Genomic DNA, 19925 nt, shown 5'->3' on the forward strand with positions numbered 1-19925 from the left:
AAATGAGCACCATCGACCTGACCACGCCCATCGAACTCCTTCGCCCGCCGCGCGTCGTCTTCGGCGCCGGCACCGCGGCGGAGAGCGGACGCTGGGTGCGCGAGCGCGGCTTCACCCGCATCCTGGTGGTCGCCGACGCCTTCAACGCAGCGCGGGTGGACCGGCTGGGGCTGGAGGGTGACGTCACAATCTTCGCCGACATCAAGCCGGAACCCGACGTCCCCAACCTGGAGGCACTGCTCGCCGTCGCCGAACGGGTGGAGCCGCAGGTGGTGGTCGGCTTCGGCGGCGGCAGCGCCATGGATCTGGCCAAGCTGGCCGCCGTGCTGCCCGGCAGCGGCCAGACCATCCGCGACGTGGTCGGGCCGGAGAAGGTCGCGGGCAAGCGCGCCATCCTGGTGCAGGTGCCGACCACCGCCGGCACCGGCAGCGAGGTCGGCACCCGCGCCCTGGTCACCGACCCGGCGACGATGAGCAAGCTGGCGGTGCAGAGCGTCCACACGCTGGCCGACCTCGCGGTGGTCGATCCCGACCTGACGCTCAGCGTGCCGGCCCCCGTCACCGCCGCCACCGGCGTCGACGCCCTGGCCCATTGCGTCGAGGCCTACACCAACCGCAAGGCCCATCCGCTGATCGACCTCTACGCCCTGGAAGGCATCCGGCTGGTCGGCCGCTTCCTGCCGCGCGCCATCGCCGACGGCGGCGACCGCGAGGCGCGGGCCGGCCTGTCGCTGGCCTCCTTCTACGGCGGCATCTGCCTCGGCCCGGTCAACACCGCCGCCGGCCATGCCGTCGCCTATCCGCTGGGCACCCGCCACCATATCCCGCATGGCGCCGCCAACGCGCTGGTCTTCCCGCATGTGCTGGCCTTCAACGCGCCGGCCGCGCCAGCCAAGACGGCCGCGGTGCTGGAGGCGCTGGGCCTGCCGGCCGCCACCGATCCGGCCGCGGTGTTCGAGGCCGCTTACGGCTGGTGCCTGGAACTCGGCTGCACCATGCGGCTGTCGGCGTTCGGCGTGCCCGAGGCCGACCTGCCCCGCATGGCCGAGGAGGCGCACGCCATCCGCCGGCTGCTCGACAACAACCCGCGCGACCTCAGCCGCGAAGACATCCTGGGCATGTACCGCGCCGCCGCCTGACGGCGCGGCGCGAGCCCCATCCGTTTCGTTGAAAGGCAAAAGCCCATGAGCAAGTCTGGCAAGATCGGCGGCCCCTTCGTCGCGATCGTCACCCCCTTCGACCGCGATGAGCGCGTCGAAATCGCAGCGCTGCGACGGCAGGTGAAGCGGCAGGCGTCCGCCGGCAACGGCATCTTCTGCGCCGGCACCAACGGCGAGTTCTACGCCCTGTCCTTCGAGGAGAAGCTGGCGGTGGCGGAGACCTGCGTCGAGGCGGCCGCCGGCAAGGTGCCGGTGCTGGCCCATATCGGCGAGATCTCCACCCATCAGACCATCGCGCTGGGCAGGGCGGTCGAGCGGCTGGGCGTCAAGGCGGTCTCCGCCATCACCCCGTCCTTCATCGCCTGCTCGCAAGCCGAGCTGGTCGCGCATTACCGCCGCGTCGCCGACGCGCTGACGGTGCCGGTCTATCTCTACAACATCCCGGCCCGCACCGGGAACACGCTGGAACCGCAGACCGCCCGCATCCTGGCCGACCACCCGAACATCATCGGCATCAAGGACAGCGCCGGCTCGCAGGAGAGCCTGGACGGCTTCCTCGCCGTCGCCCGCGACCGCGACGACTTCGACGTGCTGGTCGGCCCGGATTCGCTGGTGCTGCACGGCCTGCGCAACGGTGCGGCCGGCTGCATCTCCGGCCTCGGCAACATCGCGCCGCTCACCCTCAACGGCATCCATTCGGCCTTCGTCGCCGGCGACGACGCCGCGGCCGACGCCCACCAGACCCATTTCAGCACGCTCCGCAAGGAGCTGTACGCGCTGGGCTTCCCGCCGGCGATGGTCAAGCGCGCGCTCTGCCGCGCCATGCCGGAGGTCGGCCTCAGCCGCGCCCCGGTGCTGATCGCCGACGAGGTCGACGCCCAGGTCGGCGCGATCGCCGCCCGCTACGCCGAGGCGGTGTGAGGCCGGCCCGCACACCCATTCCCTGCGCCATGCCCTGCGGGGCGCCCCGCAAGCCGGCGCCCCGCCCCTGAACAATACCGAAGGCGGAGACATCCGCCCGTTAGGGAGACCCGTCCATGAACCATTTCACCAGTGGAGAAAGTGCGCTCATCCTGGGGATCGTCGTCCTCTACATCCTCTTCACCTCCTGGCTGACGGTGCGGCTGCGCAGCCGCAACAACGGCGAGTTCATGAACGCCGCGCGGTCGATGCCGGCGGCGGTCGTCGGCGTGCTGCTGATGTCCGAGTTCATCGGCGCCAAATCCACCGTCGGCACGGCGCAGGAAGCCTTCAGCTCCGGCATGGCGTCGGCCTGGTCGGTGCTGGGCGCCTCGATCGGCTTCCTGCTGTTCGGGCTGTTCTTCGCCAAGCGCATCTACGGCTCGGGCGAATACACCATCTCCGCCGCCATCGCGAAATACTACGGCACCTCCACCATGCGGACGGTGTCGATCATCATGATGTACGCGCTGCTGCTGGTGAATGTCGGTAACTACGTCAGCGGCGCCGCCGCCCTGTCCACCGTCATGAACCTCAACCTGACCTGGGCGATGGTCATCATCGCGGTGGTCAGCACCTTCTACTACGTGTTCGGCGGGCTGAAGGGCATCGCCTACGTCACCATCCTGCACAGCGCGCTGAAGCTGCTGGGCATCGCCCTGCTGCTGGGCACCGCGCTCTCGCTCAGCGGCGGCATCGGCCCGATGGTCGAGAAGCTGCCGGCCCATTATTTCACCATCGACGGCACCATCGGCATGCCGACGATCTTCGCCTGGGTCATCGGCACCGTCGGCGCCATCTTCTCGACCCAGTTCGTCATCCAGGCGATCTCGTCCAACCGCAGCGCCGGCGAGGCCCAGCGCTCCGCCTTCTACGCCGCCATCTTCTGCCTGCCGCTCGGCATCATGCTGGCGCTGATCGGCGTGACCGCGCATTACCTCTATCCCGACATGAAGAGCCTGTACGCGCTGCCGGTGTTCCTCGACGCCATGCACCCGCTGATGGCCGCCGTCGTCACCACCTCGCTCGTCGCCTCGGTCTTCGTCAGCGTCAGCACGGTGGCGCTCGCCATCGCCTCGCTGGCGGTGCGCGACTTCTACGTGCCGTGGAAGAAGCCGACGCCGGAGCAGGAATTCCGCACCACGCGCATCCTGTCGCTGATCATCGGCTTCCTGCCGCTGATCTTCGTCTTCTTCGTGCCGGAAATCCTGAAGCTGTCCTTCTTCACCCGGGCGCTGCGCCTGTCGATCACGGTCGTCGCGATGATCGGCTTCTTCCTGCCGCTGTTCGCCAGCAACCTCGGCGCCACGCTGGGCCTGCTGGGCGCCACGGTCAGCACCACCGTCTGGTACGTGATGGGCAACCCCTACGGCATCGACAACATGTATGTCGCCCTGCTGACGCCGATGCTGGTGATGGTTGTGGAGCGGCTGGTCCGCGGCCGCAGCGCCCCGGTGATGGTCGCGGCCCCGCCGCAGCCCGACATACGCTGACCGCTTCGCCCTCCTCCCCCGTTTCGCATGTGACCGCCATGACCACATCCTCGACCCTGCCCTCCACCGCCGACCGCGGGCGCATCGCGCCCGCGCAAGGGGACGCCGGGCGTCGCGACTCCTACTTGCCGTCGCCCTGCGTCCAGAACCACGCCGCCAATGTCGCCGTGCTCGGCAACGGCGACCTCGGCTGCGTCTGGTTCGGCGGCACCCAGGAAGGCATTCCCGACATCTCCATCTATTTCTCGCGCTTGGCCAAGGGCTCCGACCGCTGGACCGATCCGGTCAAGTTGTCGGACGACCCGACCCGCTCGGAACAGAACCCGGTGCTGTTCCCGGCGCCGGACGGCACGCTGTGGCTGTTCTACACCGCGCAAGTCTCCGGCAACCAGGACACCGCCGTCGTCCGCTGCCGCAGCTCCGCCGACCATGGGTGGAGCTGGGGGCCGATCCGCACCCTGTTCGAAGGCACCGGCGGCGACGGCATCTTCATCCGCCAGCCGGTGGTGGTGCTGCCGACCGGCGACTGGCTGCTGCCGACCTTCCTCTGCCACGGCACGCCGGGCGAGAAATGGGTGGGCGACAACGACACCAGCGCGGTGCGCATCTCCGGCGACCGGGGCGAAAGCTGGAGCGAGCATCCGGTGCCGGACAGCGTGGGCTGCGTCCACATGAGCGTCGTGCCGCTGCGCGACGGCACGCTGGCAGCCTTCTACCGCAGCCGCTGGGCCGACCATGTCTACCGCAGCGTCTCCACCGACAGCGGCCGGACGTGGAGCGCGCCCGTTCCGACGGAGCTGCCCAACAACAACTCCTCCATCCAGGTGACCGCGCTCGCCGACGGCCGGCTCGCCATCGTCTTCAACGAGTCCAGCGCCGAGAACGCGACCGAGCGCCGCGCCTCGCTCTATGACGAGATCGAGGACGACGTTCCGGCCGGCGGTGCCGCTGCTGTCGCCGTTGCCGCACCGCCGGCGCAGGCACCCGCCCGCAAAGCCTTCTGGGGGGCGCCGCGCGCGCCGCTGACGCTGGCCCTGTCGCAGGATGGCGGGCTGACCTGGCCGTTGCGCCGGAACCTGGAGGTCGGCGACGGCTACTGCATGACCAACAATTCCAAGGACAGCCTGAACCGGGAATTCTCCTATCCGTCGGTCACCCAGACCGCGGACGGCGACCTGCACATCGCCTTCACCTATTTCCGGCAGGCCATCAAGTACAGCCGCGTCTCGCCGGACTGGGTGGGCGGCGGCCGCTGAACGGCGCCGGGGGCGCGGCCGCCGCCCCCGACCGCCCCGCTCCATCGCCACCTCCCATTGCCTTCGGGGACCCGTCCCATGACCATGACCGCCGAGGCCGTTGCCGAGGCCGCCGCCGCGCTGCTCGCGGCACGGCGCGACAAGCGCCCGCTCGATATGCTGCCCGCCGCTGCGATGCCGGCCGACAAGGCCGACGCCTACGCCATCCAGACCGAGGTCGCCCGCCGCATCGGCCCGGTCACCGCCTGGAAGGTCGGCGCCTCCGGCCCCGGCGCCGAGCCGTCCAGCGCCCCCATCCATGCCGAAACGCTGTTCTCCGGGGTCGAGACGCTGCACGCCGCGATGTTCCGGGTCATCGGCATCGAGGCGGAGATCGTCTACCGCCTGAAAAGCGACCTGCCGGCCCGTGACGAGCCCTGGACGCGGGAGGAGGTGCTGGACGCTGTCGGCTCCCTCCATCCGGCGTTCGAGATCTGCGACACCCGCTACGCCACGTACGGGTCGCTGGGTCCGCTCGCCTCGCTGGCCGACCAGGGCAACCACGGCGCTCTGGTCGTCGGCCCGGCGGCCGCCGACTGGCGCGGCATCGACCCGGTGACCCAGCCCCTGACGCTGGACATCGACGGCGAGCGCAGGATCGACGTGGTGGGCGGCAACAAGGCCGGCGACCCCATCCGCCTTCTGGCATGGCTCGCCAATGCCGGCGCCCGTCCATTCGGCGGCCTGCATGCGGGAGACACGGTGACCACCGGCTCCTGCACCGGCACCATCTTCATCGCGCCGGGCAGCCGCGCCGTCGCAGATTTCCCCGGCCTCGGCCGCATCGCGCTGACCGTCGCGTAACAGGAGGGGGTGGAGATGAGCACCGAGCTTCCCGGCCGGCGTGCGCTGGTCACCGGAGTCAGTTCGGGGATCGGCGCGGCCATCGCCGAACGGCTGCTGCAGGACGGCTGGATGGTCGAGGGGATGAGCCGCTCGGCCCCCGCGATCGACCATCCGCGGCTGCGCTTCACGCCGGCGGACCTGCTGTCGCCGGAATCCCTGGCCGGCGCGCTCGCCGGATTGCCGCCGGTCGACGCGCTGGTCCATGCCGCCGGCGTCATGCGCGTCGGCAGGCTCGGCGAGCTTGCCGCGGATGAGGCACGGACGATGTGGCGCCTGCATGTGGAGGCCGCGACGCAACTGGTCGAGCATGCGGTTCCGCGCATGCCCGGCGGCGGCCGGGTCGTCCTGATCGGCAGCCGCACCGCCCAGGGGGCCGCCGGCCGCGGCCAGTATGCGGCGACCAAGGCGGCGATGGTCGGGCTTGCCCGCTCCTGGGCGCTGGAACTGGCGCCGCGCGGCATCACGGTGAATGTGGTGGCGCCGGGGGCGACCGACACCCCGATGCTGAAGGACCCGAACCGCACCGGCCTGCCGCCGAAGCTTCCGCCGATCGGCCGCTTCATCAAGCCGGAGGAGGTGGCGGCGCTGACCGCCTTCCTGCTGTCCGACGCCGCGACCGCCATCACCGGGCAGCAGATCCTGGTCTGCGGCGGCGCCTCGCTCTGACGCACCCTTTCGGCCCTTCCGCCCGCAGCCTGGAAGATGAGGAAAGGCGCGGGCACGGGAGGGCGCCGGGGCGGCCTCCAAGAGCACGCCCCGTCCGCCCAGCCAATGATCCGCGTCAACCCCGGCCCACGCCGGCCGGCATGGCTGCCGCGCAGGCTCGTCGACGCTGACCGGCAGGGCCGGGCGTAGACTGTGCCCATGCTGACCTTGCGACATCTGGCGATCGACACCGTCCGGGAAAGCGTCGCCTTCCTCAACCGCCGCTGCACCGGCTACCATGTCGAGGATTTCCTCGGGCTGGGCCGGGTGGAGCTGCGCAGCGGCGGCCGTTCGCTGCTGGCGGTGCTGAACATCGTCGACGACGATGCGATCGTCCGGCTGGACGAGATCGGGCTGTCCGGCCCGGCCTTCCGCCAGTTGGCCCTGGCCGAGGGATCGCCCGTCCACCTCGTGCCCCCCACCCCGCCGGAAAGCTTCGAACTGGTGCGCGCCAAGGTCGGCGGTGCCGCCCTGACCGAGAACGAGCTGGCGGCGATCATCCGCGACGTCACCGGCCAGCGCTATTCCAAGATCGAGATCGCCGCCTTCCTGATCGCCTGCGCCAGCTTCATGACCACGGCCGAGGTGCTGGGGCTGACCCGCGCGATGATCGCCGCCGGCAGCCGGCTGTCCTGGGACGGGCCGGGGCCGGTCACCGACAAGCACTGCATCGGCGGCATTCCCGGCAACCGCACCTCGATGATCGTGGTGCCGATCGTCGCCGCCCACGGCCTGCCGATCCCCAAGACCTCCTCGCGCGCCATCACCTCGCCGGCCGGGACCGCCGACACCATGGAGGTGCTGGCGAACGTCGACGTGCCGGTGGAGCGCATGCAGGCGCTGGTGCGCGAGGCCAAGGGCTGTCTGGTCTGGGGCGGCCATGTCCGGCTGTCGCCGGCCGACGACATCCTGATCTCGGTCGAACGGCCGCTCGCCATCGACACCCGCGAGCAGCTCGTCGCCTCCATCCTGTCCAAGAAGGTGGCGGCCGGCTCCACCCACCTGCTGATCGACATCCCCGTCGGCCCCAGCGCCAAGATCCGCACTGCCGGCGAGGCGGTGCGGCTGCGCAAGCTGTTCGAGCATGTCGGCGACCGGCTCGACCTGACGCTGGAGGTGGCGATCACCGACGGCTCGCAACCGGTCGGCCGCGGCATCGGCCCGGTGCTGGAGGCGCGCGACGTCATGGCGGTGCTGCGCAGCGACCCCGCCGCTCCCGCCGACCTGAAGGACCGCGCCCTGCTGCTGGCCGGCCGCATCCTGGAGTTCGATTCGGCGGTGCGCGGCGGCGCCGGCATCCGCCGGGCGCGCGAGATCCTGGAATCGGGCGCGGCCCTCGCCGCCATGGAGCGCATCATGGCGATGCAGGGGCCGCCGCCGGCCGTGGCCCGGCTGGGATCGCTGGCCGCCGAGATCGCCGCACCGGCGGACGGGACGGTGGCGGCGCTCGACTGCTACCGCCTCGCCCGCATCGCCCGGCTGGCCGGAGCCCCCAACGACAAAGGCGCCGGCATCGACCTGCTGCGCAAGGTCGGCGATCCGGTGCGCCGCGGCGAGCCGCTCTACCGCATCCATGCCGGCACCAACGCCGACTTCACCTTCGCGCAGGGGCTGGCGGCCGAGGACAACGGGGTGCGGGTGATGTGAACACGCCACCTCGCTCCTGCGGGGGGCGAGGGAGAACAGGAGGAGCCGACCCATGTCGCTGTCTCTGACCTTCCACGGCGCCGCCGGAACGGTGACCGGCTCCTGCTTCCGCCTGTCGACCCCGGAGGGGGACGTCCTGGTCGATTGCGGGATGTTCCAGGGGACCAAGACGATCAGGGAGCTGAACTACCGCCCCTTCCCCTTCGATCCGGCATCGATCCGGGCGGTGCTGCTGACCCATGCCCACATCGACCATTCCGGGCTGCTGCCCAAGCTGAGCCGGCTGGGGTTCCGCGGCCGGATCCACGCCACCGGCGGCACCGTCGACCTGCTGGACTACATGCTGCCCGACAGCGGCTACATCCAGGAGGGCGAGGTGGAGCGGCTGAACCGCCGCAACCGCCAGCGCGGCCGCGCCGCCGTGCAGGCGATCTACACCCAGGACGATGCCATCCGCTGCCTGCGCCTGCTGCGCCCGGTCGAGTACCGCCGCTGGACCACGATCATCCCGGGCATGCGCGCCCGCTTCTGGCCCGCCGGCCACATCCTGGGCTCCGCCTCCATCGAGGTCGAGGCCGGAGGCGGGGCCGCGGGCGGAGCCGGCCCCACACGCATCCTGTTCTCCGGCGATCTCGGCCCCGGCGGCAAGAGCTTCCATGCCGACGCCAGCGGGCCGGAAACGCCGGACTGGATGGTGCTGGAGACCACCTACGGCGACCGCGAGCGCACCGACCTCGACGAGTCCGGCCGGCAGGCGGTGCTGCGGGCCGAGGTGGCGGCGGCGCTGGCCGGCGGCGGCGTCCTGGTCATCCCGGTCTTCGCGGTGGAACGCACGCAAGAGCTGCTCTACGACCTCGACCGGCTGTTCGAGGGCGGGCTGATGCCGCCGGTGGACATCTTCCTCGACTCGCCGCTGGCCGACGCGGTGACCGGCGTGTTCCGCCGTCATCTGGCGGATCTGGAGACCGACGGGGATCCGTTCGGCCGCGCCAACCTGCACCACTGCCGCAGCGTGGCCGAGAGCCAGCGGCTGAACAGCTTGGCCGGCGGCGCCATCATCATGGCGGCCAGCGGCATGTGCGATGCCGGACGTGTCCGCCATCATCTGAAGAACCGCTTGTGGCGGCCGCAGGACACGGTGCTGCTGGTCGGCTATCAGGCGCCGGGCACGCTCGGCCGCCTGCTGCGGGAGGGGGCGAAGCGCGTCCGCATCCATGGCGAGGAGATCGAGGTGCGGGCCCGCGTCCGCTCCGTCGACGTCTATTCCGGCCATGCCGACCGCTCCGCCCTGCTCGCCTGGCTTGAGGCGCGGCACGGGGTCGGGCATGGCCTGTTCCTGGTCCATGGCGAGGAGGAGGCGCGTGCCGCGATCCGGACAGCCCTGCTGGAACGGGGATGGCCGGCGGAGCGCATCGCCCTGCCGGGGCTGGACGACCGGCTCGACCTCGCTGCGCCCCGGCCGGCGCTGCCGGCCGAACGGCACCCCCGCCTCGCCCCGGCGGCGATGGCGGCGGCGACCGCCGGCCGCGACTGGCACAACCGCTATGCGGAAGCGCTGCTGGCGCTGCGCCGCACGCTCGATGGCGCCCCCGACGACACGGCGCGCGAGCGCATCCTGGCGGGCGTGATGGGCGCGCTCGACGGCGCCCCGGTGGAAGGACCACGGCCATGACCCTCAAGCGCCTCCTGATCGTCGTGGTCCTGCTGGCGCTGGCCGGCGGCGGGGCCGCCTACGGGTGGCGGGCGATGCAGGGCAACCGCCTGCCAGCCGGCTTCGCCTCCGGCAACGGCCGGATCGAGGCCAACGAGATCGACGTCGCCACCAAATACGCCGCCCGTGTCCTGACCATCCCGGTCGAGGAAGGCGACCTCGTCGAGGCGGGAACGGTCATCGCCACGCTCGACACCCGCGACCTGGACGCGCAGCTCCGCTCGGCCGAGGCCCTGCTGCGCCAGGCCCGCCGCGCCCGCGAGGAGGCGAACTCGCTGGTCGCCCAGCGTGTCAGCGAGGCCGAATTCGCCGCCAAGGAGATGGACCGGGCCTTGGTGCTGTTCGGGCAGGGCCATGTCGCCGAACAGCGCGTCGACCAGGCGCGCAACAGCCGCCGCACCGCCGACGCCGCGCTGGAGGCCGCCAGAAGCCACCTCGCCAGCGCCGACGAGGCGATCGCCGCGGCGGCCGGCGACGTCGACCGGCTGCGCGACCTGGTGGCCGACGGCGTGCTGAAGGCGCCGCGCAAGGCGCGCGTGCTCTACCGGCTGGCGGAGCCGGGCGAGGTGCTGGCGGCGGGCGGCAAGGCGGCGACGCTGCTCGACCTCTCCAACGTCTACATGACCTTCTTCCTGCCGACCGCCACCGCCGGAAACCTGGCGCTGGGCGCCGAGGCCCGCCTCCTGCTCGACGCCCTGCCCGACACCGCGATCCCCGCGGCCGTCACCTTCGTCGCACCGCGCGCCCAGTTCACGCCCAAGCAGGTGGAGACCAGGACCGAACGCGACCGCATGATGTTCCGCGTCAAGGCCCGCGTCCCGGAGGCGCTGGTCACCCGCTACATCGAGCGGGTGAAGACCGGCCTGACCGGGATGGCCTATGTGAAGCTGGACGACGCGGCGGTCTGGCCGGACTGGCTGGACTCGCGGCTGACCCGCGGCGAGCCCGCGGCGGCCCCCTCGCCCGGGGAGGCGAGGGGAGGCGGAGCCCCGGGACCGCGCTCATGACTCCCGCCGCTCTCGCCACCACCGATGCCGTCTCCACGAATGCCGTCTCGCTGGCCGGCCTGCGGCACCGCTATGGCGCAACCGTGGCGCTGGAGGACGCGACGCTCGACATTCCGGCCGGCGCCAGCGTCGCGGTCATCGGGCCGGACGGAGTCGGCAAGTCGACGCTGCTCGGGCTGATCGCCACCGCCAAGCGGGTGCAGGAGGGGCGCATCCGGGTGCTCGGCACCGACGTGACCGACCGGCACGGCCGGGATCTCCTCCAGCCGCGCATCGCCTTCATGCCGCAGGGGCTGGGCCGCAACCTCTATGCCGAACTCAGCGTCGAGGAGAACCTGCAGTTCTTCGGCCGGCTGTTCGAACTGGATGCCGCGCGCCGGCGGCAGCGGATCGACGCGCTGCTGGCGGCGACCGGGCTGGCCCCCTTCCCCGACCGGCCGGCCGGCAAGCTGTCGGGCGGCATGAAGCAGAAGCTGGGGCTGTGCTGCGCCCTGCTGCACGATCCCGACCTGCTGATCCTCGACGAGCCGACCACCGGCGTCGACCCGCTGTCGCGCCGCCAGTTCTGGGAGCTGATCGCCCGCATCCGGGCCGGCCGGCCCGGCATGACGGTGCTGGTCGCCACCTCCTACATGGACGAGGCCGAGCGCTTCGAGCGGGTGGTGATGATGAATGCCGGCCGGCTGCTCGCCGACGACACGCCGGCGGCGCTCAAGGCCCGGCACGGCGTGTCCGACCTGGAGGAGGCCTTCATCGCCCTGCTGCCGGACGAGGCGCGGCGCGGCCATGAGCGGCTGGTGGTGCCGCCCCGCCCGGCCGACCGGGACGGCGCCGAACCAGCCATCGAGGCGCGTGGGCTGACCCGCCGCTTCGGCGACTTCACCGCGGTGTCTGATGTCAGCTTCCGCATCGGCCGCGGTGAGATCTTCGGCTTCCTGGGATCGAACGGCTGCGGCAAGACCACGACGATGAAGATGCTGACCGGCCTGCTGCCCGCCACGGCGGGCGAGGCGCGCCTGTTCGGACGGCCGCTGGACGCCAACGACCGGGACGGCCGGCGGCGCGTCGGCTACATGGCGCAGGCCTTCTCGCTCTACGGCGAACTGACGGTGCGGCAGAACCTGGATCTGCATGCCCGGCTGTTCGACCTGCCCGATCCCGCGGCACGGCTGGCCGGGTTGGTCGGCCGCTTCGGGCTGGTGCCCTACCTCGACGCGGTGGCCGACCGGCTGCCGCTCGGCGTGCGGCAGCGGCTGTCGCTGGCGGTCGCCGTCCTGCACGAGCCGGAGTTGCTGATCCTCGACGAGCCGACCTCGGGCGTCGACCCGGTGGCGCGCGACCAGTTCTGGCGCGACCTGATCGCGCTGTCGCGCGGGCAGGGGGTGACCATCTTCGTCTCCACCCATTTCATGAACGAGGCGGCACGCTGCGACCGCATCGCCTTCATGAATGCCGGCCGCGTCATCGCCGCCGGCCCGCCCGACGAGCTGCGCCGGCAGCAGCAGGCCGAGACGCTGGACGACGCCTTCATCGGCTTCATGCGGCAAGAAGAGGCTCTCCCTCTCCCCCCCGGGGAGAGGGTCGGGGTGATGGGGATGCAGGGGGGGAAGTCCCGGGAAAATCTCGCCACGCCCTCCCCTCTCCCTAACCCTCTCCTCGGGGGGGAGAGGGGATCCTTGGTTTCCCGGCGCCGCCTGCTCGCCTATGCCTGGCGCGAGACGCTGGAGCTGCGGCGCGACCCGGTGCGTCTCACCGTCGCCCTGCTGGGCACGGTCCTGCTGATGCTGGTCTTCGGCTTCGGCATCACCATGGACGTGCAGGACCTGACCTTCGCCGTGCTCAACCACGACCGCACGCCGGAAAGCCGCGCCTACGTCGAGCAGTATGACGGTTCGCGGACCTTCCTCGCCACCCCGCCCGCCGCCGACGCGCGCGACCTCGCGCTCCGCCTGCAGCGCGGCGAGGCGGCGCTGACCGTCGAGATCCCGGAAGGCTTCGGCCGCGACCTGCGCCGCGGCCGGACGCCCGAGGTCGCGGTGCGCATCGACGGTGCCATGCCGTTCCGGGCGGAGACGATCCAGGGCTACGTCGCCGGCATCCACCAGCGCTTCATCGCGGAGGCCGCCGCCAGGGCCGGGGTCGCGCTGCCCGCCGGCGCCGCCGGGCTGGAGATGCGTTACCGGTACAACCAGGCCTTCCGCAGCCTGGACGCCATGGTGCCCAGCACCATCGGCCTGCTGCTGGTCTTCATCCCGGCGATCCTGGCCGCGCTGGGCGTGGTGCGGGAGAAGGAACTCGGCTCCATCACCAACCTCTACGTCACGCCGGTGACGCGGCTGGAGTTCCTGCTGGGCAAGCAGCTCCCCTATGTCGGGCTGGCTTCCTTCAACCTGCTGCTGATGATCGTCCTGGCGGTCACCCTGTTCGGGGTGCCGGTGAAGGGCAGCCTGGTCGGGCTGCTGCTCGGCGGGCTGGTCTACGTGGCGGCGACGACGGCGCTCGGCCTGCTGATCTCGGTCTTCACCGCGACGCAGACGGCGGCGGTGTTCGGCACCGCCATCGTCACCATGCTGCCGGCCACCCAGTTCTCCGGCATGATGCAGCCGGTCTCGACGCTGGAAGGCGGGGCGCGGCTGATCGGCACGCTGTTCCCGACCACCCATTTCCTGAAGGTCTCGATCGGCGCCTTTACCAAGGGGCTGGCCTTTCCCGAACTGCTGCCCTTCATCCTGGCGACCGCCGCCTTCGTGCCGGTCCTGCTGGCGCTCGGCGTCGCCTTCCTGCCCAAGCAGGAGCGCTGAATCATGGAACGCTTCCTCCGCAACAGCCTGACCCTGGCGCGCAAGGAGTGGATCAGCCTGCTGCGCGACGCCTTCATGCTGGGCTTCGTCGTCTATTCCTTCACCGTCTCGGTCTACAGCCAGGCGACCGGCATCTCGCACGACCTGCGCAACGCCGCCATCGCCATCGTCGACGAGGACCGCTCCACCCTGTCGCAGCGGCTGGCCTCCGCCTTCCGCGAGCCGGAATTCCAGGCGCCGGCGATGATCGGCCATGCCGAGGTCGACCAGGCGATGGATTCCGCCCGCTTCACCTTCGTGCTCGACATCCCGCCCGGCTTCGAGGCCGACGTGCTGGCCGGCCGCGGCCCGGCGCTGCAGTTGCTGATCGACGCCACCGCGATGATGCAGGCCGGCATCGGCGCCGGCACCATCCAGGGCGTGGTCGACGACGAGGTCGGCCGTTTCGTCCGCCGCGGGGCGGAGGGGGCCGTGGCACCGGTCGCCCTGCAGGTGCGCATCGCCTACAACGAGGCGCTGGACACCAAATGGTTCACCGGCACCATGTCGGTGGTCAGCAACATCACCATGCTGGCGGTGCTGCTGGCCGGCGCCGCCCTGATCCGCGAGCGCGAGCACGGCACGCTGGAGCATCTGCTGGTGATGCCGGTGCGGCCGGCCGAGATCATGGCCGCCAAGGTGCTGGCCAACGGCGCCGTCATCCTGGTGATGACGCTGGTGGCGCTCTACGGGGTGCTGCGGGCGCTGCTATCGGTGCCGCTGGCCGGATCGGTGCCGCTGTTCCTGGCCGGGACGGCGCTCTACCTGTTCTTCGCGACGGCGCTCGGCATCTTCCTCGGCACCGTGGCGCGGTCGATGCCGCAGATGGGCCTGCTGTTCATCCTGATCGTGCTGCCGATGAACATGCTGTCGGGCGGCTTCACCCCGCTGGAAAGCGAGCCGCCATGGCTGCAGGCGGCGATGCAGCTCTCACCCTCGACCCATTTCGTCGCCTTCGCCCAGGCGATCCTGTTCCGCGGGGCGGGGTTCGACGTGGTGTGGCCCAGATTCGCCGCGACGGCGGGGATCGGCGCGCTGTTCTTCGCCTGGAGCCTGGCGCGGTTCCGGCGGCATCTGGCGAGTTTCCGGTGAGGAGGCGTTTTTGCCCCCTCCCCGGCCCTCCCCCGCCGTTGGCGGGAGAGGGAGTAAATTGCAGAGCGGCGGCAGTCCCCTCTCCCTCGAAGAGGGGGAGGGTTAGGGAGGGGGCCCCCGCTTTGCGAGGGTCGCTCAGTGCGCCGACCCGCCGTCCTCGAAGGACGGGGCCGACAGCCCGGAGGCCACGAGCTGTTCGATCAGCGCGCCCTTCAGCCGCTCCAGCCCTTCCTCGCTGTAGGACTCGGCGCGGGCCACCAGCACGTCCTGGGTGTTGGAGGCGCGCAGCAGCCACCAGCCGTCGTCGGTCGTCACGCGGACGCCGTCGATGTCGTTGACCTTGGCGCCCGATGCCTTGACGCGGCCCTTGACCTCCTCGACGACGGCGAACTTGCGCTCCTCGTCGATCTGGAAGCGGGTCTCCGGCGTGTTGACCATCTCCGGCAGGCCGTCGCGCAAGCTCGCCAGCGTGGTGTCCAGCTTGCTGACCAGGCCGGCGAGGCGGACGCCGCAATAGAGCGCGTCGTCGAAGCCGTACCACTTGTCGGCGAAGAAGATGTGGCCCGACATCTCGCCGGCCAGCGGCGAGCCGGTCTCGGCCATCTTGGCCTTCAGCAGCGAGTGGCCGGTCTTCCACATCAGCGGCGTGCCGCCGGCCTTGGCGATCTCGTCGAACAGCGCCTGGCTGGCCTTGACGTCGGCGATGATGGTGGCGCCGGGGTGGCTCTTCAGCACGTCGGCGGCATAGATCGCCACAAGCTGATCGCCCCACACCACGCGGCCCTTGTGGTCGATGGCGCCGATGCGGTCGCCGTCGCCGTCGAAGCCGATGCCGATGTCGCAGCCGTTCTCCGCCACCGCCTTCTTCAGGTCGACCAGGTTCTTCTCGACCGTCGGGTCCGGGTGGTGGTTCGGGAAGTTTCCGTCGATGTCGTCGAACAGCAGGATGTGCTTGCCCGGCAGCTTGGCGGTCAGGCGGCGCAGGATCTCGCCGGTGGCGCCGTTGCCGGCATCCCAGGCGATCTTCAGGTCGCGGGTGCCGTCATAGTCCTTCAGCAGGCGGGTGACATACTCGTCCTGGACGTCGATCTTCTCCGACGAGCCCTGGCCCTGCACCCAGTCGGCCTTGGCCGCCAGGGTGCCGATGTCCTGGATCTGCTGGCCGTAGACCGGCCCCTTGCCCAGCATCATCTTGATGCCGTTGTAGTCCGGCGGGTTGTGCGAGCCGGTGATCATGATGCCGGCCGCAGCCTCGCGGTCGCGGGTGGCGAAATACAGCATCGGCGTCGGGCCCAGGCCGATGCGCAGGACGTGCAGCCCGGTCGAGACCAGACCCTCGACCAGCGCCTCCTCCAGCTCCGGCGAGGAGAGGCGGCCGTCATAGCCGACGCAGACGGTCTTGCCGCCGCCGCGCACCACCACGGTGCCGAAGGACCGGCCGACCGCGCGGGCATCGGCGGGGGTCAGCGTCTTGCCGACGATGCCGCGGATGTCGTACTCGCGCAGGACCGTCGGGTGGAAGGTATGGGCTTCGCTCATCTTCTTGTTGTCCTCTGCTTGCACGCCGTCTCAGAGCTGGGCGGCCGGAGCGCTCGGCCGGCCGATGGAGCTGTACTCGAAGCCGGCCTTCGCCATGTCTTCGGGATTGTAGATGTTGCGCAGGTCGACCATCACCGGCCGCTTCAGCATCGACTTCACCCGGCGCAGGTCGAGGGCGCGGAACTCGTTCCACTCCGTCAGGATAGCCACGCAATCGGCGCCCTCCAAGGTGCCGTAAGCGTCCTTGGCCCATTCCACGCCGGGCAGCAGCTTGCCGGCCTCGTGCATCGCCGCCGGGTCGAAGGCGCGCACATGGGCGCCGGCCGCCTGCAGCGCCGGGACGATGTCCAGCGACGGGCTGTCGCGCATGTCGTCGGTGTTCGGCTTGAAGGCGACGCCCAGCACGGCGACGGTCTTGCCGTCCACCGACCCGCCGCAGGCGGCGATGATGCGCTCGGCCATCTGCTTCTTGCGCTTGTCGTTGATGTCCACCACCGTCTCGATGATGCGCAGCGGGCTGCCGACCTGCTGGGCGGTGCGGACCAGCGCCAGCGTGTCCTTGGGGAAGCACGACCCGCCGTAGCCCGGCCCCGGGTGCAGGAACTTCTTGCCGATGCGGCCGTCCAGCCCGATGCCGCGCGCCACGTCGTGGACGTTGGCGCCGACCTTCTCGCACAGGTCGGCGATCTCGTTGATGAAGGTGATCTTGGCGGCCAGGAAGGTGTTGGCGGCGTATTTGGTCAGCTCCGCCGTCTCCAGCGAGGTCACCACGATCGGCGTCTCGATCAGGTAGAGCGGGCGGTAGAGCCGGCGCATCACCTCGCCGGCGCGCTCCGACGTGGCACCGATGACCACGCGGTCGGGGCGCATGAAGTCGCCGATGGCCGATCCTTCGCGCAGGAATTCCGGGTTGGAGGCGACGTCGAACTCGGCGTCGGGCCGGACCCGGCGGATGATCGCCTCGACCTCGCGGCCGGTGCCGACCGGCACGGTCGACTTGGTCACCACCACCGTGTAGTGGTCGAGGTTGGCGGCGATCTCCTCGGCGGCGCCGTAGACGTAGGAGAGGTCGGCATGGCCGTCGCCGCGGCGCGACGGGGTGCCGACCGCGATGAACACGGCGTCGACGCCCTTCATCGCCTCCTTCAGGTCCATCGTGAAGGACAGGCGGCCGGCGGCGACGTTGCGGGCGACCAGATCGTCCAGCCCGGGTTCGTAGATCGGAATCTCGCCGCGCTTCAGCCGCTCGATCTTGCCGGCGTCCTTGTCGACGCAGCAGACATGCACGCCGAATTCGGAAAAGCAGGCGCCGGACACCAGGCCGACGTAGCCCGTCCCGATCATCGCTATGCGCATCGCGTCCCCCTCATGTCCTCTAGAATATCATCCTGGCAGCCCGCGCGGACGCCCTGTGTGGACGCCCGCAAGGGTTGCCCTGGCGGAGCCTATCCTCGGGCTTGTCCCCGGCGGCCGGCCTTGCGGTGGCCGGCTCTCGCGCCCGGCCCTGTTCCCCGGCCGGGTCCCGATCCTGTCCGTCCAGCCCAAACGCGCGTACCCGCCGCCGTCCTGTTCAGGGGACGGGGCGGGCACGGCGTCATGGGGCTAGCCGGCGGTCAGCAATATTTCCGCAGCATCTCGCGCACCTTCTCCGACATGTCCGGCCGGTGCAGCGCATGGGCGAGCGTCGCCTCGATGAAGCCGACCTTGTCGCCGCAGTCGTAGCGGGTGCCTTCGAAGCGCAGGCCGTGGAACGGCTGGTTGCCGATCAGGTTGGCCATCGCGTCCGTAAGCTGGATCTCGTTGCCGGCGCCGCGCTGCTGCTTTTCCAGATGATCGAAGATCTCCGGCTGCAGGATGTAGCGGCCGATGATCGACAGGGTCGACGGCGCTTCCGCGGGCTTCGGCTTCTCGACCAGGCCGCGCACGGTGGCGAGGCGGCCGTCGTCCTTCTCGACGTCCAGGATGCCGTAGCTGCTGGTGCGCTCGCGCGGCACGTCGACGACGGCGACGACGTTGCCGCCGACCTCCTCGTAGGCCTCGACCATCTGCTTCAGGCAGGGGGTCTTGGACTGGACGAAGTCGTCGGGCAGGACGATGGCGAAGGGATCGTTGCCGATCAGGGCGCGGGCGCACCAGACGGCGTGGCCCAGGCCGAGCGGCACCTGCTGGCGGGTGTAGAAGCAGCGGCCGGGCGCGATCTCGCTGTGGCGGACCTCCTCCAGCGCGTCCATCTTCCCGCGTTCCTCAAGGGTGCGGTTCAGTTCCGTGTCGGCGTCGAAGTGGTCTTCGATGGCGCGCTTGGAACGGCCGGTGACGAACACGAAATCCTCGATGCCGGCGGCGCGCGCCTCCTCGACGGCGTGCTGCAGCAGGGGGCGGTCGACCAGCGGCAGCATCTCTTTCGGGATTGCCTTGGTGGCCGGCAGGAAGCGCGTGCCGAGACCGGCGACCGGGAACACCACCTTGCGCACGGGTTTCCGCATTGGACGTCTCTTGTGGTTGAGGCGAAGTCAAGCTCCGCGGCACCTGCGCGCCCGCCGTCACCGATGCCGGTCCGGCTGGCGCGCAAGTGGCGCGGTTCCGGCTTTCTGCCACGCCTTCCGCAGCCGTGCAACAAACCTTCCGAGACCGGGCAAAAGGCTAGTGCCGGCGGCCGAAATCAAACGGAAATCGGCCGAATGTCCTTGTCCGGATCGATCTTTATCCGTTCCGTCCAGCCTTGCACCGAACCTTTCTCATAGGCGTTAATGCTTGAATTCCAAGCACGCTACACCGCGCCGCGCCCTTCCGCACCGTAATTAGTTCGGCAGACCAATGATAATCGGCATCAGCATTACGGCGCTTGCGCCGGAGCGGCGGCGGCGGCCATGGTGCGGCGCATGACCCCCGACTCGCTGCGCGCCCGCGTGCTCCACCAGGACGAACGCTGCTTCGTCATCGACAAGCCGGCAGGGCTGGCCGTCCACAAGGCCGGCCGCATCACCGACCATCTCGACCTCTACCTGCCCTATCTGGCCGAGGCGGGCGGGGAGGCGCCGAAGCTGGCCCACCGGCTGGACCGCGACACCGCGGGCTGCCTCATCCTCGGCCGCACCCCCTGGGCGCTGAAGCGCCTCGGCCAGATGTTCGCCGCCGGCCATGTCGGGAAGACCTATTGGGCCGTCGCCGACGGCATCCCGCAGGACGATGCCGGGACCATCGACCTGCCGCTGCTGAAATCGATCGAACCCGGCGCGCCACGGTCCTCCTGGACCATCCGGCCCGATCCCGCCGGCCAGCCGGCGGTCACCGACTACCGGGTGCTCGGCACCGGCGGCGGCCGCTCCTGGCTGGAACTGCGGCCGCGGACCGGACGCACCCACCAGATCCGCCTCCACTGCGCCGCCATCGGCTGCCCGCTGGTCGGCGAGCCCTTCTACGGCCCGGAACGCCGCCCGCCCGGCAACCTGCACCTGCTGGCGCGCTCGGTCCGTTTCCGGATGGCCTCCGACCATCCGGAGGTCGTGGCGGTCGCCCCGCCGCCGGAGCATATGCGCTCGGGATTGGCCGCCTGCGGCTGGACGGATGAGGAGGGGCGCGAAGGGGGTGCCCGCGTGCCGGCCGGCGGCCTTGCCTGTTAGACCGTCGGAG

Annotated in this window: 15 protein-coding genes; 12 read left to right on the forward strand and 3 right to left on the reverse strand. The window is 70.8% G+C overall.

Annotated elements, in window-relative coordinates; genetic code table 11:
- Nucleotides 1-2 precede the first annotated feature (2 nt).
- From J2850_RS01910 to J2850_RS01960, 11 genes are all read left to right on the forward strand, one after another.
- Nucleotides 3-1139, forward strand: a complete 1137-nt coding sequence (locus J2850_RS01910; RefSeq protein ID WP_209978189.1) for an iron-containing alcohol dehydrogenase — start codon at nucleotides 3-5, stop codon at nucleotides 1137-1139.
- A 45-nt stretch (nucleotides 1140-1184) separates the two neighbouring features.
- Nucleotides 1185-2081, forward strand: a complete 897-nt coding sequence (locus J2850_RS01915) for a dihydrodipicolinate synthase family protein (protein WP_209978190.1) — start codon at nucleotides 1185-1187, stop codon at nucleotides 2079-2081.
- Nucleotides 2082-2197: 116 nt separating this feature from the next.
- The gene (locus J2850_RS01920; protein WP_209978192.1) at nucleotides 2198-3613 is read left to right on the forward strand and encodes a sodium:solute symporter family protein; all 1416 of its coding nucleotides are present in this window, start codon (nucleotides 2198-2200) and stop codon (nucleotides 3611-3613) included.
- Nucleotides 3614-3651: 38 nt separating this feature from the next.
- Nucleotides 3652-4869, forward strand: coding sequence for a sialidase family protein (locus tag J2850_RS01925; RefSeq protein WP_211113730.1), 1218 nt, complete (start codon nucleotides 3652-3654; stop codon nucleotides 4867-4869).
- 78 nt (nucleotides 4870-4947) lie between these two features.
- Nucleotides 4948-5712 carry a 2-keto-4-pentenoate hydratase gene (locus J2850_RS01930; RefSeq protein WP_209978197.1) on the forward strand — a complete coding sequence of 255 codons (765 nt, stop codon included), beginning with the start codon at nucleotides 4948-4950 and terminating at the stop codon, nucleotides 5710-5712.
- A 15-nt stretch (nucleotides 5713-5727) separates the two neighbouring features.
- The gene (locus tag J2850_RS01935) at nucleotides 5728-6420 is read left to right on the forward strand and encodes an SDR family NAD(P)-dependent oxidoreductase (RefSeq protein ID WP_209978199.1); all 693 of its coding nucleotides are present in this window, start codon (nucleotides 5728-5730) and stop codon (nucleotides 6418-6420) included.
- 198 nt (nucleotides 6421-6618) lie between these two features.
- Entirely contained in the window at nucleotides 6619-8106 is a 1488-nt protein-coding gene (locus tag J2850_RS01940; protein WP_209978201.1) for a thymidine phosphorylase family protein, read from the forward strand.
- 52 nt (nucleotides 8107-8158) lie between these two features.
- On the forward strand, nucleotides 8159-9778 hold the full coding sequence (locus J2850_RS01945; protein WP_209978203.1) for an MBL fold metallo-hydrolase: 1620 nt from the start codon (nucleotides 8159-8161) through the stop codon (nucleotides 9776-9778).
- Nucleotides 9775-10824 carry an HlyD family secretion protein gene (locus J2850_RS01950; RefSeq protein WP_209978206.1) on the forward strand — a complete coding sequence of 350 codons (1050 nt, stop codon included), beginning with the start codon at nucleotides 9775-9777 and terminating at the stop codon, nucleotides 10822-10824. Before J2850_RS01945 ends, J2850_RS01950 begins: the two co-directional genes overlap by 4 nt.
- A complete protein-coding gene (gene rbbA / locus J2850_RS01955) occupies nucleotides 10821-13625 on the forward strand; it encodes a ribosome-associated ATPase/putative transporter RbbA (RefSeq protein ID WP_209978208.1) in 2805 nt (934 codons plus the stop codon). Before J2850_RS01950 ends, rbbA begins: the two co-directional genes overlap by 4 nt.
- Nucleotides 13626-13628: 3 nt before the next feature.
- Nucleotides 13629-14756: an ABC transporter permease gene (locus J2850_RS01960; RefSeq protein ID WP_209978210.1), complete on the forward strand. Its 1128-nt coding sequence runs from the start codon at nucleotides 13629-13631 to the stop codon at nucleotides 14754-14756.
- Between the two features lie 135 nt (nucleotides 14757-14891).
- Here the strand turns inward: J2850_RS01960 and pgmG are convergent, their stop codons facing one another.
- From pgmG to galU, 3 genes are all read right to left on the reverse strand, one after another.
- A complete protein-coding gene (gene pgmG, locus J2850_RS01965) occupies nucleotides 14892-16295 on the reverse strand; it encodes a phosphoglucomutase/phosphomannomutase PgmG (protein ID WP_209978212.1) in 1404 nt (467 codons plus the stop codon).
- A 30-nt stretch (nucleotides 16296-16325) separates the two neighbouring features.
- The gene (locus tag J2850_RS01970; protein ID WP_209978213.1) at nucleotides 16326-17651 is read right to left on the reverse strand and encodes a UDP-glucose dehydrogenase family protein; all 1326 of its coding nucleotides are present in this window, start codon (nucleotides 17649-17651) and stop codon (nucleotides 16326-16328) included.
- A 257-nt stretch (nucleotides 17652-17908) separates the two neighbouring features.
- On the reverse strand, nucleotides 17909-18778 hold the full coding sequence (galU, locus tag J2850_RS01975; RefSeq protein ID WP_209978215.1) for a UTP--glucose-1-phosphate uridylyltransferase GalU: 870 nt from the start codon (nucleotides 18776-18778) through the stop codon (nucleotides 17909-17911).
- A gap of 396 nt (nucleotides 18779-19174) precedes the next feature.
- On the opposite strand from galU, the gene J2850_RS01980 reads away from it, so the two are divergent.
- A complete protein-coding gene (locus J2850_RS01980) occupies nucleotides 19175-19915 on the forward strand; it encodes an RluA family pseudouridine synthase (RefSeq protein WP_246512695.1) in 741 nt (246 codons plus the stop codon).
- Nucleotides 19916-19925 lie beyond the last annotated feature (10 nt).

Source organism: Azospirillum picis, from assembly GCF_017876115.1.
GTDB lineage: Bacteria > Pseudomonadota > Alphaproteobacteria > Azospirillales > Azospirillaceae > Azospirillum > Azospirillum picis.

What these genes read in the sequence shown, in the direction of transcription:
- J2850_RS01910 (WP_209978189.1), top strand. Translation starts at nt 3, where the DNA reads ATGAGCACCATCGACCTGACCACGCCCATCGAACTCCTTCGCCCGCCG.
- J2850_RS01915 (WP_209978190.1), top strand. Translation starts at nt 1,185, where the DNA reads ATGAGCAAGTCTGGCAAGATCGGCGGCCCCTTCGTCGCGATCGTCACC.
- J2850_RS01920 (WP_209978192.1), top strand. Translation starts at nt 2,198, where the DNA reads ATGAACCATTTCACCAGTGGAGAAAGTGCGCTCATCCTGGGGATCGTC.
- J2850_RS01925 (WP_211113730.1), top strand. Translation starts at nt 3,652, where the DNA reads ATGACCACATCCTCGACCCTGCCCTCCACCGCCGACCGCGGGCGCATC.
- J2850_RS01930 (WP_209978197.1), top strand. Translation starts at nt 4,948, where the DNA reads ATGACCATGACCGCCGAGGCCGTTGCCGAGGCCGCCGCCGCGCTGCTC.
- J2850_RS01935 (WP_209978199.1), top strand. Translation starts at nt 5,728, where the DNA reads ATGAGCACCGAGCTTCCCGGCCGGCGTGCGCTGGTCACCGGAGTCAGT.
- J2850_RS01940 (WP_209978201.1), top strand. Translation starts at nt 6,619, where the DNA reads ATGCTGACCTTGCGACATCTGGCGATCGACACCGTCCGGGAAAGCGTC.
- J2850_RS01945 (WP_209978203.1), top strand. Translation starts at nt 8,159, where the DNA reads ATGTCGCTGTCTCTGACCTTCCACGGCGCCGCCGGAACGGTGACCGGC.
- J2850_RS01950 (WP_209978206.1), top strand. Translation starts at nt 9,775, where the DNA reads ATGACCCTCAAGCGCCTCCTGATCGTCGTGGTCCTGCTGGCGCTGGCC.
- rbbA (WP_209978208.1), top strand. Translation starts at nt 10,821, where the DNA reads ATGACTCCCGCCGCTCTCGCCACCACCGATGCCGTCTCCACGAATGCC.
- J2850_RS01960 (WP_209978210.1), top strand. Translation starts at nt 13,629, where the DNA reads ATGGAACGCTTCCTCCGCAACAGCCTGACCCTGGCGCGCAAGGAGTGG.
- pgmG (WP_209978212.1), bottom strand. Translation starts at nt 16,295, where the DNA reads ATGAGCGAAGCCCATACCTTCCACCCGACGGTCCTGCGCGAGTACGAC.
- J2850_RS01970 (WP_209978213.1), bottom strand. Translation starts at nt 17,651, where the DNA reads ATGCGCATAGCGATGATCGGGACGGGCTACGTCGGCCTGGTGTCCGGC.
- galU (WP_209978215.1), bottom strand. Translation starts at nt 18,778, where the DNA reads ATGCGGAAACCCGTGCGCAAGGTGGTGTTCCCGGTCGCCGGTCTCGGC.
- J2850_RS01980 (WP_246512695.1), top strand. Translation starts at nt 19,175, where the DNA reads ATGACCCCCGACTCGCTGCGCGCCCGCGTGCTCCACCAGGACGAACGC.